Here is a 12,528-nt window from a genome sequence, read left to right on the forward strand (position 1 = left end):
TTATACTATGCTACAGCAACAACACATTATGCTTTAACAGAAATGATTTCTTTGATGTCAGCAATGATTTTGTTAGCCAAGTGATCTGCCGTAGCGTTGCTATCAGACTCTGCATAAATACGGATAATCGGCTCTGTGTTTGACTTGCGCAGGTGCACCCACTCTTTTCCAAACTCGATTTTTACACCGTCGATGGTATTGATCGGCTGCTTAGCATAACGCTCCTGCATCTGCACCAACACCTCATCTACATTTACTTCAGGGGTAAGCTCGATCTTGTTCTTAGAAATAAAGTAGCCAGGATAAGTGGCGCGCAGGCGCGTCATACTTAAACCGGACTTTGCCAGGTGCGTTAGGAATAAAGCTATGCCAACCAGGGCATCACGGCCATAGTGCAGCTCAGGGTAAATGATACCGCCGTTGCCTTCGCCACCGATGACTGCATTCCGAGCCTTCATCATATTTACTACATTTACCTCGCCAACGGCAGCGGCATAATAGTCTCCGCCAGCTTTCTCGGTTACATCGCGCAATGCTCTTGTAGACGATAGGTTGGAAACAGTATTGCCTTTCTGGTTTTGCAGGATATAATCTGCCACAGCCACCAAAGTATACTCTTCGCCGAACATGCTGCCATCCTCGTTTATCAGGGCTAGCCTGTCAACGTCCGGATCAACTACGATACCCAGGTCAAACTTGCCTTTTTCGATTACTTTAGAGATTTCGCGCAGGTTCTCTGGAAGCGGCTCCGGGTTGTGCGGGAAGTTTCCGTCTGGCTCGCAGAATAGTTTTTCAACTGTCTTAACACCTAGCGCCTCCAGCAGCATCGGCACTGCAATACCGCCTGTAGAGTTAACACAGTCTATGGCAATGCTAAAGTTCTTCTCTTGGATGGCTTTAACATCAACCAGCGGCAAAGCAAGTATAGCCTGAATATGTTTCTCTAGGGTTGTGTTATCATTTTTGTAACTGCCCAGCTCTGTTACCTGCGCAAACTCGAACGCTTCTTTCTCGGCAATCTCCAGCACCAGCTTTCCTTCCTCATCTGAAATAAACTCACCCTTCTCGTTCAACAGCTTCAATGCGTTCCACTGTTTCGGGTTATGGCTGGCTGTAAGTATAATGCCACCACCTGCTTTCATGTCAGGCACAGCCATCTCTACAGTTGGTGTAGTAGACAAGCCTACATCAATGATATTGATGCCTAAACCTTGCAGGGTAGCACATACTAGTTTGTTTACCATTTCGCCGGAAATACGTGCATCACGCCCAACTACTATGGTGTTGTTACCTGTTGTTTTCAGCACCCATGTGCCAAAAGCAGCAGCAAATTTCACAACATCTACTGGAGTAAGAGCTTCTCCTGCCCGTCCTCCGATAGTACCGCGAATACCGGAAATTGATTTTATTAAAGCCACTTGTTGTAATTAATTAATGCCGCAAAAGTAGTGAATTTTATAAGACTTTAAGAAAAGTAAGACCCTGTACTTAGGCAAAAACTGCTGCACACCCCTGTGTGCCCATGCAAAGGCTATTTAACCTACAAAATAATTAACAACGGGCTTGACCCCTCAAATAACTCAGCGTTTCTAGTGCCATATTGTTCTGCAAAAAGTACTAATCTTTAACGCAGGCAAACCAGAGCAAAGTATAGAGGTAAGGCATAAAGTATACTCCGAGGCAAAACAGCAAACCACCCTTTTTTGCCTCTGTTTTGTTATCTTTGCTTTTATGACAGCTCCTATAAATTTTGACGACAGCCCTAGAGGAAAACAACTGCAGGCATTTAACCGCCTGCTGGACGTAATGGAAGAACTACGCGAGAAGTGCCCCTGGGACCGCAAGCAAACTATAGAAAGTCTCCGGCACCTAACCATCGAGGAGACATACGAACTCTCTGATGCCATACTTAAAAATGATTTGCCAGAGATTAAAAAAGAGCTTGGTGATATCATGTTGCACCTAGTGTTCTATGCCAAAATCGCCTCAGAGCAAAACGCCTTTAATATAGCCGATGTACTGAACAGCCAATGCGATAAATTGATCTTCCGACACCCGCACATATATGGCGACGCAAAAGCCGAAACTGAGGAGCAAGTGAAGCAAAACTGGGAAAAACTAAAGCTTAAAGAAGGTAATAAATCAGTGTTGGGCGGTGTACCCTCCTCGCTGCCTGCATTGGTAAAAGCTATGCGTATTCAGGAAAAAGCTAGGGGCGCAGGATTTGACTGGGATGATAAGGCACAAGTATGGGAAAAGGTAAAAGAGGAACTAAAAGAGTTTGAAATAGAGTTTAATGTGCAGAGCGTCAGCACAATAAACAAAGAAAGCGCTACAGCAGAGTTCGGAGACCTGCTTTTTTCACTGATAAACTTTGCTCGATTTATAGATATCAATCCTGAGGAAGCGCTGGAGAAAACAAATCTCAAGTTCATTAGTCGCTTTCAGTTTTTAGAAACAGAGGCGGCTAAAGACGGCAAACAATTACAGGACATGAGCTTGGAAGAAATGGATTATTATTGGAATAAGGCTAAAAAATTGTAGGCAAGCATACAACTCTGCTATACATTAGCTATATTTAAAGCACTTTTCCCTAATTTTAAAGAACAACTGCTTATACGAACATACTTTTAATTAACTTAGCATCAGCACTACCATACCATGTGGTTACAGCACAGGTAACAGCTTCAAGTAAAATATCTCCTTTATCTAAATCATACTTTGTGTTATCCCGGCACTCTAAAGTAAATAGTGGAGAAGTATAAATAAGCATACAACTCGCAGGTATACTTTGCATAAGTTGATAAAATATTTAGTTTTGTAGAAGGGCTATACTGCGAAATGGCGTATAATGCTTAATCTTGGTTACAAACTCGCATAAGTAACATTACTGTAACCTACTTTGTAAAATTTTATACTATATAGTATTTGATAATTGGAGAAAAAGCAGAAATTGCAATTTGAATAAAGAACTAAAACCGAAACAATTACATTTTATATTAACACTAACAATTTATTACAACACAAACAGCTAAACTTTAAACTTTAAAAAAATGGAAAAAAAGACTGCAGTAGTAAGCAAAAATGCTAATGTAGAAACTAAGGCCAGCACTGGTGGCTCGTTATTTGCTTCTATCGTTATTCCTTTGGCAATCTTAGTTTGCGTTCTGATCTATATGTTCGTACTTGGTAACCCAGCAAACTTCGAAGGCGGAAGCAATGAAAATCACCCACTTCCAGGTAACTACCTAGGAATTGTTTACAAAGGTGGATGGGTTGTACCTGTTCTGATGGCTCTTGTACTGATGGTATTTATCTTCGCTATCGAGCGTATGCTAACTATCAACAAAGCAAAAGGTACTAAAAACGTTTCTGGCTTCGTACGCACTATCTCTGCTAAACTTAACCAGCGCGACATCAACGGTGCTATTGCTGCTTGCGATGCTCAAAAAGGATCTGTAGGCAACGTAGTAAAAGCAGGTTTGCTTAAGTATAAAGAAATGCAGAACGAGCCTGAGCTTTTGAAAGCTGAGAAAATTGCTGCTATCCAGAAGGAGATCGAGGAGTCTACTTCACTTGAGTTACCAATGCTTGAGAAAAACTTGGTAGTTATCTCTACTATCGCTTCGATCTCTACACTTGTGGGTCTGATCGGTACGGTACTTGGTATGATTAAAGCGTTCTCGGCTCTTGCTGCTGCAGGTACTCCAGACGCAACTGCTCTTTCAAACGGTATCTCTGAGGCCTTGATCAACACTGCCCTTGGTATTACAGGTTCTGCTCTTGCAATCGTTGCTTACAACTATTTCACTAGCAAAATCGACGAGTTGACTTATAGCATTGATGAGGCTGGTTTCAGCATTATCTCTACTTTCGCTGCTCAGCACGAAACAACTGGAGCTCCAGTAAGACCACAAACTGTTTAATTGACTCTTAACACAAGAAAATGCCTAAAGTAAAAGTAAAAAGGACCAAACCAACGTTGGACATGACACCAATGGTGGACCTTGCCTTCTTGCTGGTTACTTTCTTTATGCTAACAACGCAGTTTTCTCCTGAAGAGGCCGTAGTGGTAGACACTCCATCCTCAGTTTCAGAGATCAAACTACCGGAATCTAACGTAATAGTAATAACGGTTGACAAAAACGACCGTGTATTTTTCGGAGTTGACAGCAAGCAAACAAAGGAAGCGCTGCTAAACAAGATGGCGGGCAAATATGGTGTTGGGTTCACTCCGACAGAAATTGAAACCTTCTCACTCTTAACCAACTTCGGTGTTCCGATGAACAGGCTTAAGTCATACTTAGCCATGGAAAGCGATGCACGTAAGAAGTTTGATAAGAACGCTCCTGGTATACCAGTAGATTCTACTAACAATGAGTTAGCTGACTGGGTACACCAGACACGTCTTACAAACCCTAAGGTGGTAATCGCCATCAAAGGTGACCAGGACGTGAATTACAAAACAGTTCAGAAGGTTATCAACACACTGCAAGACAGAAAGGTAAACAGATTCAACCTGATTACCGACATGGAAAATAAACCGACTAACCTTTAATTCAAGGAGATAAGAAATGGCAGAAATACAAGAAAAAGCCGACTCCGGTAAAGGCGGGAAGAAAAGATCCAAAAAAATGTCTGTACACCTGGACATGACTCCTATGGTGGACCTTGCATTTCTTCTGTTAACGTTCTTCATGCTTACTACAACTTTCAGTAAGCCACAGACCATGGAAATTAACATGCCTGTGAAGCCTGAGAACGAAGAAGAGCAGATTCCTCTGAAAGCAAGTAACGCTATGACGATTGTACTTGGAGACAATGACAAAGTATACTATTACTTTGGTTTAGGAGATCCTGCCGAAAACCCTGAGGTGTTAGAGACAGATTACTCTGCAAGTGGAATCAGAAAAGTGCTTTTATCGCCACGCGTTAAGTCTAATGAGAAAATGACCGTGATGATTAAGCCTATGGAAGAGTCTCGCTACAAGAACGTAGTAGACATTTTAGATGAGTTAAAAATCACTGATACTAGAAAGTTCGCCCTTGTTGATATTACCGACAACGACAAACAACTAGTTCAGCAAAAAACAGGACAATAAGATATGGACGCAAGTCAGTTCGCAAAAGCATCGCTTGATGATATCGTCTTTGAAGGACGTAATAAAGCGTATGGTGCATACTTACTTCGCAGACTGTATAACAAGCATATCACAAGAGCCTCGATCATTGCTACAATTTTATTCTTTCTGTTTATCAGCATCCCGCTAATTAACAGATTGCTAGCATCTGAAGAAGAGGAAGAAGTGGTAGAGCGAATTATCACAGAAGTAGATTTAGCACCGCCACCACCATTAGAAGAGAATACGCCGCCGCCGCCGCCGCCGCCAGATCTTCCGCCGCCACCGCCGCCAGTACGTGCACAGGTGAAGTACACACCACCAATTGTGAAGCGTGACGAAGAGGTGCAGCAGGAAGAAGAAATTCCGGATGTTGCAGAACTGAAGGATGTTGACGTTGGTACTAAAACAGTAGAAGGCGTTAAAGGTGCTCCTCTGGATCTTGGGGACATTGACGGTACAAGCGAAGTTGTAGCCGAAGTAGTAGAAGAAAAGCCATATACGTACGTTGAGCAGATGCCTACTTTCCCTGGAGGAGAAACAGAAATGCTTAAGTACCTGGCTAAAAACATCCGCTACCCAGCAGCAGCACAGCGTGCCGGAGTTGAAGGTCTGGTAGTACTTTCTTTCGTAGTAAGTAAAACAGGTGAAATCTCTGAAATCCAGGTTGTGAAAAACCTTGGTGCCGGTACCGATGAAGAAGCGATGCGCGTTGTGAAAACAATGCCTAAGTGGACTCCGGGTAAGCAGAACGGTAGAGCAGTACCTGTGCGCTACACACTTCCAGTACGATTTACTATTAAATAATAACTGCAAAAGCAGTGACTATAAAAAGCCAGTCGGTTACCCGGCTGGCTTTTTTGTTTATAGCTAAAGATTAGCCCAAGAGATGAAGTGGTGCAAAAGGATAAATAATCCGTTGATGCCACTAATAATACCTCTTAAATCCGGTTTTGAGTGCTCTCACATCATGATATGAGAAGGAAAGGCAGTCGCAAGGTCGTAAAGTTGCCTAAAGGTTAACCGCAGCAAAGTATAGGCTGAGGTTAAAACAACAGAAAGCAAAAACTAAAATCTTACAACACTTAAACAATCAGAGCCATGGAAAAGAGCTATTATTTAAGCGCAACCTTTAACGAGGTGATCTTTAAAGACAGAAACAAGGGATATGGTGCCTATCAGCTACGCCACGTATACGACCGCAACATTAAGTTTGCTGTAGTATGCGCTACCATAGTATTTGCAGGGGCCATATTTACTCCTCTAATTAAATCAAAGTTTTTCCCTCCTCAGGAAGTTAAAGATACCCTGAGTACAGAAGGCTACAAGGTGATAGAATTAACGAATGTAATTCCGGAAATAGAAAAGCCGAAAGTAGAGGAACAAGTTGCAGTAGCACCAAAGGAAAAAGTGAAGACAGCAATCTACACAGAGCCTAAGATTGTACCTAACAATGCTAACGTAGAAGAGAAAATACTTGCCAACCAAGATGAACTAAAAGGAGCCGCATTTAGCAACGAGAAAATCGACGGAATAGAGTTAAAAACCCCGGATGCAGTAATCGTTAACGAAGCACCAAGTGGACTAGACAGTGGTAAAAGCGAGGAGGCTCCAAGTGTATTTGTTCATGTAGAGGAAATGCCGGAATTTAAAGGTGGTGAAAAGGCCATGATGAACTACATTGGCAAAAAGATTAATTACCCAAGCGCTGCACAAAGAGAAAACATTCAGGGCTTAGTTGTCGTTACTTTTGTGGTTGCCCCCAACGGAGAGATTCGTGACGCGGAGGTATTGAAAGGTTTGGGTTATGGTACCGACGAAGAAGCACTGCGTGTGGTGCGTGGAATGCCGAACTGGAAGCCCGGCAAACAGAATGGAAGACCTGTGGCTGTAAGGTATACTTTACCAATAAGATTTAGTATGAGATAAGATAAAAGAGATAATTGGAGCAGGAGTATATAAGCTGAATTATATGCTTCTGCTTTCTTTTTTAATATACAAACGTTATTTTTAAGGGTTAAACAATAAACCTGTTAGCAATACTACAAAATGCTAAGGCCTCAAAGAGAACGATCAGCAGCTAGTACAGCACAAAAACTTGTAAGGTTATTTAGCCTGCTCATGACTTTACTGTATGTTGGATTAGGCATATTTTTAATTGCCGTAGACCAACAGCAGTTAAACCTAAACTTATCAAACGAGGTGCGCTATGTATTAGGAGGCATACTTATACTTTACGGAGCAGCGCGCTTTATACGTGTATACCAACTCAACAAGAAATCAAGGAGAAACAGGAATGAAGAGTAAATTCAGCAGTATCCTTTTAGGAGTAGCACTTGCAGCAACCCTCTTTTCCTGTGGCGGAAGTGATCCTAAAAAAGAGTTGGACACACCTACTACAGGAAGTATAAACATCAGCATTGATGAGTCTTTCCAGCCTATTATGGAAACGCAGGTAAGTACGTTTGAAGGTATATACAAATATGCTGACATTACAGCAGCCTACAAACCTGAGGGGCAGGTTGTACAAGACCTGATAAACGATAGTGTAAGAGTTGCAGTTTTATCCAGAATCCTGAATGCTGAGGAAAAGGCAATTTTCGAAAACCGCAAGCTAGTGCCGCGAGAAACTAAAATCGCTATAGATGCAGTAGCACTTATTGTAAACCGTAACAATAAAGACACACTTCTGACAGTTGATGAGATAAAAGACATCTTTTCTGGAAAGGTAAAAACCTGGAAGGAACTAGACGAAGAATCAAAGCTAGGAGACATTACTATCGTTTTCGACAATAACAACTCAAGCACGGCCCGCTACGTGCGCGACTCTTTAATTGCAGGCAAACCTCTACCTCCAAACACTTTTGCGTCTAATTCACACAAAGCGTTGATCGATTATGTGAACCAGAACGAAAACGCTATTGGCGTGATAGGCGTGAACTGGATTAGCGATTTTGACGATTCTACCGTGATCGGCTTTATGAATCAAATTAAGGTTGTTGGCGTTAGCCGAGACCCTGCGCCTTTTACCACAGGCAGCTATTACCAACCCTACCAAGCATACATAGCACAAGGAGAATATCCACTGCGCCGTTACTTGTATATTATTAGTACTGAAGGCCGTACCGGTCTTGGCACAGGATTTGCATCCTATGTAGCAGGGGATAAAGGACAGCGCATTATGCTTAAATCCGGACTTGTGCCTGCCACAATGCCAGTTCGGGTTGTTGGACTAAGAAATTAACTGCCCTATTTTAAACAAACAAAAGAAACAACTAAACTTAAATTACAATGACTAAAAACTGGAAGTATATCGCCCTAATGGCGGCAGCCTTTCCTGCAACAGCAGCGTTCGCACAATCAGGAAGTGCAGGACAAAGAGCCGTTGATTTAGAGCGCTATGAAGAAGCTAAATCATTTTATAAGTCTCAGCTTGGTTCTAAAGATGCCGATAAAGCATACTTTGCCATGGGAGATATCTATCTTAAAACTGAGAAACCTGATTCAGCAGCCTACTATTTTAACCAGGCACTGGCTCAGAATAAAAAGTCTTCGTTAGCACATGTTGGCTTGGGCAAAATCGAAATTCAGAAAGGCAACATGTCTGCCGCTGAAAACCATTTCGAGGATGCAATGAAGAGAGGTAAGAAAGACTCTAACGTACTTACTGAGATTGGTGAGGCTTATGTAACAGCGCCTAATGCATCTGAGGCAACGATCAATAAAGGAGTTGATTATTTGAAGAGAGCTATAGAGCGTGACAAAAACAACGCTGAGGCTAACATTATACTAGGTGATGCTTACTTGGCGCTTAAAAAAGGTGGCGAAGCCATGACAGCTTATGACAGAGCTATTCAGCTTGATGACCGCAGCGCAAAAGCTTACCTGAAGAGAGGTCAGCTTTATACTAGCTCGCGTAATTACAACGAGGCAGAAGAAGCCTTTAAAAAAGCAATAGAGATTGATCCGAACTATGCTCCGGCATATCGTGACCTTGGTGAACTCTACTATTTCGCAGGTCAGTACGACAGAGCTTTGTCTACTTTCCAGAAGTATGTGGACATGGCAGAGAAGACTCCGGAAACACGTGCAAAGTATGCGTCGTTCCTGTTCTTAACTAAGAACTATGACCAGACACTTAAAGAGGTAGAGCAGGTACTGCAGAAAGACCCTACTAATACGGTAATGAACCGTTTGAGAGCTTATTCATACTTAGAACTAGGCCAGCCAGAAAAAGCTTTAGAGGCGATGAATACTTACCTGCAGAAGGTTGACAAGTCTAAGCTGATTGCTAGTGACTATGAGTATTATGGCAAGATTCTAGGTAAGAACAACCAGAACAAGCAGGCCATCGAAAACCTGAATAAGGCTATCTCAATGGACTCTAGCAAGGTTGATCTTTATTATGACCTGGCTAACCTTTATGCTAAGGACAAGCAGTTTAACAAAGCGATTGAAACTTATCAGTTAAAGCAGGATAAGCATGGCGTGTCTAACACAGACTACTTCCATATGGGTAATGCTTACATGATGTCTGAAGACTTTAAGAAAGCTGATGAGACGTATGCTAAGATTACTGAGAGCAACCCTACTTATGCTTATGCTTATATCTGGAGAGCTCGTGCCCTTGCAAACCAAGACCCTGAGACAGAGCAAGGCTTAGCTAAGCCTATGTACGAGGAGTTCGTAAAGCAGGCAGGTAACGAAACCGAGAAGTATAAGAAAGAGCTTATCGAGGCCAACACTTACCTTGGTTACTATTATTACCTGAAAGGTGAGCGTGACAATGCCGTTAAACACTATACAGTTGTTAAGCAGCTAGACCCTACTAACGCACAGGCAGAAGCTGCTCTTAACGAGATAAACAAAACTGCTAAGAAGAAGAGATAATTAGCAGCATTATCATAAAACAGAAAGGCCAGCTCATATGAGCTGGCCTTTCTGTTTTATGATAATATAGTTTATACTTTAGGCATTGCCCACTACTCTGCATAAAGCTCCCATTTGCTTAGTACTTGCTGGAAATCCTCTGGCAACTCCGTGTCAAATTGCATGAACTCCTTTGTTACTGGATGCACAAAACCTAACGACTTTGCATGGAGGGCCTGACGAGGCATTACTTTAAAAGCGTTTTCTACAAATGATTTATAAGTACCATTAGGAGTGCCAGCTAAAATTTTATCTCCACCATAGGTTGCATCTGAGAATAAAGGATGCCCAATATACTTCATGTGTGCTCTAATCTGGTGTGTACGTCCCGTCTCTAAGTTACATTTAACCAGCGTTACGTACTTATACCGCTGCAACACCTTATAATGCGTTACAGCATGTTTACCATACTCTCCTTCCGGATATACCGTCATCACTTTTCTATCCTTGGCACTGCGGCCTACATGGCCTACAATGGTACCAGCATCTTCCTTCAATGATCCCCAGACCAAAGCGTAGTATGTTCTCTCTATGGAGTGATCGTAGAACTGCTTGGCAAGGTATGCCATACTATAGTCTGTTTTAGCGATTACTAACAATCCGGAGGTATCCTTGTCAATTCTATGCACCAGGCCAGGCCTACCTTCGCCATTCTGTGTGGTTGGCAGATTCTGTAAGTGGTACACCAATGCATTTACCAGCGTTCCATTCCAGTTGTTGTACGCTGGATGCACCACCATACCTGCCGGCTTATTAACTAATAGCAGCTCACTGTCTTCATAAAGGATGTTCAGTGGTATATTCTCCGGAGCAATGTCTGTGTCGCGTGGTGGCTCGGCTAAGGTAACCGTAATAACATCGCTGGGCTTTACCTTATAGCTTACCTTTACAGGCTTTTGGTTTACCTGCACAGCTTCTGATTTGATAGCACCTTGCAACTTGTTTCGGGTCACATTTGGCAGCCGATCCATCAAAAACTTATCAATACGCAGCAGGCTCTGCTTTTTGTCAACTACAATCCGATGGTGCTCATACAACTCATCAGAGTCCTCGGCTGTTTCTTCCTGATCTAAATAATCAACCACGGTACTATTATGATATGGCAATAACAAAAAGAAAGCCGAGGTAAATACTTCGGCTTTCTTAACTATAGAAAATTATTTTAAGACTATGCTATACTAGTTCTTCTTCTTAACAGGAGACTTAGTAGCAGATTTAGCTGGGGTTGTAGCAGCTGGCTTAGCAGCAGCTGGCTCTGGCGTCTGCTGCACTTTAGATGGGTCAACACCTAATTTCTTTAATACAAGCGGAGAGATGTCGCCATTCTCAGGGCCCGCAAGCAGTGCCTGGTTGCTGATAACATAAGTATAGCCATTCTCTTTAGCTACATCTTTGATAGCCTTGTCAATTTTAGCAATCACAGGGTCTACCAAAGACTTCTCTTTCTGCTGTAAAGACATCTGAGCGTTACGCTGGAATTCCTGGATAGAATTATTCAGGTTCATTAACTCCTTCTCTTTGTCTTCACGGATCGTTTTATCCATTGTAGCGGCACCTTTCTCATATGCCTGTAGCTTCGTCTCATACTCGTTATACTTGCCTTTTAACTGGTTTTCTAGCTGAGTGCTGTGTGTCTTAAGCTGAGACTCGATCTCTTTGCTCTCAGGTAGTTGCAAAAGGATGTATTCTACGTTAGTATAACCAATCTTTAGAGGCTGGTCATTGCTTTGTGCAAAAGACGCAAAGCTGATCAGTAAGAACGCTACTACTAAGGTTTTGATTTTGTTCATCATTGGTTGGTTAATTAAAATAATATTCAGTTTCTAGTTTTTAGACTTCTTTTTCGGTGTCTGCTTAGTATTGTTGTTTTGCTGCTGGCTTTCCTGCTCACCTGTTTCCGGTAAGTCACCAGAATCATCGGCTGTTGTGTTTACGGGTTTTTTACCAGGAGCATTTTGTCTTTCAGATGCTAATCCCAGCTCCTCAAGAACATATTCTGTATAGTCATGCACAGGATTAGTGTATATCATCACTAGGTCGCCGGACTTGTCAAACATAATCTGCAGTCCTTTGGCTTTCGACACCTTCTCTACAGCTGTAAAAACCTCGTCCTGTATAGGTCGCATCAGCTCTTGGCGGCGCTTAAACATCATGCCTTCGTAGCCAAATACTTTGCGCTGATAGTAGCGTACCTCATTCTCCTTCTTCGCAATTTCAGCCTGGCGTTTTTTCTTCATCTCTTCTGTCAGAAGAACTTCCTCGGCTTTGTAATCCTGTTTTTGCTTATCAACCTGCTGTTGTAAGTTTTCAATTTCTTTCTGCCAGGTCTCAGCATATTTGTCCATCTCCTGCTGCACTTTATTGTAAGCAGGCATCTTGCTCAAAATAAAATTTGAGTCAATATAACCAAACTTCTGAGCTTGCGAAACATGCGCCAGCAAAAAGCCTGTTAAAAAGATGAACAAAAACTTTTTCATAC

Annotated in this window: 13 protein-coding genes; 9 read left to right on the forward strand and 4 right to left on the reverse strand. The window is 42.3% G+C overall.

Going from position 1 to position 12,528, the window contains the following annotated elements:
• Positions 1–26: 26 nt before the first annotated feature.
• The gene (gene glmM, locus H8S84_RS18030) at positions 27–1,418 is read right to left on the reverse strand and encodes a phosphoglucosamine mutase (RefSeq protein WP_187068781.1); all 1,392 of its coding nucleotides are present in this window, start codon (positions 1,416–1,418) and stop codon (positions 27–29) included.
• Positions 1,419–1,731: 313 nt separating this feature from the next.
• On the opposite strand from glmM, the gene mazG reads away from it, so the two are divergent.
• The 9 genes from mazG to H8S84_RS18075 all read left to right on the forward strand — a co-directional run bounded on the left by mazG (position 1,732) and on the right by H8S84_RS18075 (position 10,010).
• A complete protein-coding gene (gene mazG, locus H8S84_RS18035) occupies positions 1,732–2,544 on the forward strand; it encodes a nucleoside triphosphate pyrophosphohydrolase (RefSeq protein ID WP_187068782.1) in 813 nt (270 codons plus the stop codon).
• Between the two features lie 509 nt (positions 2,545–3,053).
• On the forward strand, positions 3,054–3,926 hold the full coding sequence (locus H8S84_RS18040; protein ID WP_187068783.1) for a MotA/TolQ/ExbB proton channel family protein: 873 nt from the start codon (positions 3,054–3,056) through the stop codon (positions 3,924–3,926).
• 20 nt (positions 3,927–3,946) lie between these two features.
• Positions 3,947–4,558, forward strand: coding sequence for an ExbD/TolR family protein (locus H8S84_RS18045; RefSeq protein WP_187068784.1), 612 nt, complete (start codon positions 3,947–3,949; stop codon positions 4,556–4,558).
• 16 nt (positions 4,559–4,574) lie between these two features.
• Positions 4,575–5,102, forward strand: a complete 528-nt coding sequence (locus H8S84_RS18050) for an ExbD/TolR family protein (protein ID WP_187068785.1) — start codon at positions 4,575–4,577, stop codon at positions 5,100–5,102.
• A 3-nt stretch (positions 5,103–5,105) separates the two neighbouring features.
• Positions 5,106–5,927 carry an energy transducer TonB gene (locus tag H8S84_RS18055; protein ID WP_187068786.1) on the forward strand — a complete coding sequence of 274 codons (822 nt, stop codon included), beginning with the start codon at positions 5,106–5,108 and terminating at the stop codon, positions 5,925–5,927.
• A gap of 294 nt (positions 5,928–6,221) precedes the next feature.
• Positions 6,222–7,049, forward strand: coding sequence for an energy transducer TonB (locus tag H8S84_RS18060; RefSeq protein ID WP_187068787.1), 828 nt, complete (start codon positions 6,222–6,224; stop codon positions 7,047–7,049).
• A gap of 192 nt (positions 7,050–7,241) precedes the next feature.
• The gene (locus H8S84_RS18065; protein ID WP_230407252.1) at positions 7,242–7,427 is read left to right on the forward strand and encodes a hypothetical protein; all 186 of its coding nucleotides are present in this window, start codon (positions 7,242–7,244) and stop codon (positions 7,425–7,427) included.
• The gene (locus tag H8S84_RS18070; protein WP_187068789.1) at positions 7,417–8,364 is read left to right on the forward strand and encodes a PstS family phosphate ABC transporter substrate-binding protein; all 948 of its coding nucleotides are present in this window, start codon (positions 7,417–7,419) and stop codon (positions 8,362–8,364) included. Before H8S84_RS18065 ends, H8S84_RS18070 begins: the two co-directional genes overlap by 11 nt.
• Positions 8,365–8,411: 47 nt before the next feature.
• On the forward strand, positions 8,412–10,010 hold the full coding sequence (locus H8S84_RS18075) for a tetratricopeptide repeat protein (protein ID WP_187068790.1): 1,599 nt from the start codon (positions 8,412–8,414) through the stop codon (positions 10,008–10,010).
• Between the two features lie 92 nt (positions 10,011–10,102).
• Here the strand turns inward: H8S84_RS18075 and H8S84_RS18080 are convergent, their stop codons facing one another.
• From H8S84_RS18080 to H8S84_RS18090, 3 genes are all read right to left on the reverse strand, one after another.
• Positions 10,103–11,134, reverse strand: a complete 1,032-nt coding sequence (locus H8S84_RS18080; protein WP_187068791.1) for an RluA family pseudouridine synthase — start codon at positions 11,132–11,134, stop codon at positions 10,103–10,105.
• 93 nt (positions 11,135–11,227) lie between these two features.
• Entirely contained in the window at positions 11,228–11,842 is a 615-nt protein-coding gene (locus tag H8S84_RS18085) for an OmpH family outer membrane protein (protein WP_187068792.1), read from the reverse strand.
• Between the two features lie 30 nt (positions 11,843–11,872).
• The gene (locus H8S84_RS18090) at positions 11,873–12,526 is read right to left on the reverse strand and encodes an OmpH family outer membrane protein (protein ID WP_187068793.1); all 654 of its coding nucleotides are present in this window, start codon (positions 12,524–12,526) and stop codon (positions 11,873–11,875) included.
• Between the last annotated feature and the right edge of the window lie 2 nt (positions 12,527–12,528).

The organism is Pontibacter cellulosilyticus (assembly GCF_014306105.1).
Taxonomy (GTDB): Bacteria; Bacteroidota; Bacteroidia; order Cytophagales; family Hymenobacteraceae; genus Pontibacter; species Pontibacter cellulosilyticus.

What these genes read in the sequence shown, in the direction of transcription:
- H8S84_RS18055 (WP_187068786.1), top strand. Translation starts at nt 5,106, where the DNA reads ATGGACGCAAGTCAGTTCGCAAAAGCATCGCTTGATGATATCGTCTTT.
- H8S84_RS18075 (WP_187068790.1), top strand. Translation starts at nt 8,412, where the DNA reads ATGACTAAAAACTGGAAGTATATCGCCCTAATGGCGGCAGCCTTTCCT.
- mazG (WP_187068782.1), top strand. Translation starts at nt 1,732, where the DNA reads ATGACAGCTCCTATAAATTTTGACGACAGCCCTAGAGGAAAACAACTG.
- H8S84_RS18070 (WP_187068789.1), top strand. Translation starts at nt 7,417, where the DNA reads ATGAAGAGTAAATTCAGCAGTATCCTTTTAGGAGTAGCACTTGCAGCA.
- H8S84_RS18050 (WP_187068785.1), top strand. Translation starts at nt 4,575, where the DNA reads ATGGCAGAAATACAAGAAAAAGCCGACTCCGGTAAAGGCGGGAAGAAA.
- H8S84_RS18090 (WP_187068793.1), bottom strand. Translation starts at nt 12,526, where the DNA reads ATGAAAAAGTTTTTGTTCATCTTTTTAACAGGCTTTTTGCTGGCGCAT.
- H8S84_RS18065 (WP_230407252.1), top strand. Translation starts at nt 7,242, where the DNA reads ATGACTTTACTGTATGTTGGATTAGGCATATTTTTAATTGCCGTAGAC.
- H8S84_RS18085 (WP_187068792.1), bottom strand. Translation starts at nt 11,842, where the DNA reads ATGATGAACAAAATCAAAACCTTAGTAGTAGCGTTCTTACTGATCAGC.
- H8S84_RS18060 (WP_187068787.1), top strand. Translation starts at nt 6,222, where the DNA reads ATGGAAAAGAGCTATTATTTAAGCGCAACCTTTAACGAGGTGATCTTT.
- H8S84_RS18040 (WP_187068783.1), top strand. Translation starts at nt 3,054, where the DNA reads ATGGAAAAAAAGACTGCAGTAGTAAGCAAAAATGCTAATGTAGAAACT.
- H8S84_RS18045 (WP_187068784.1), top strand. Translation starts at nt 3,947, where the DNA reads ATGCCTAAAGTAAAAGTAAAAAGGACCAAACCAACGTTGGACATGACA.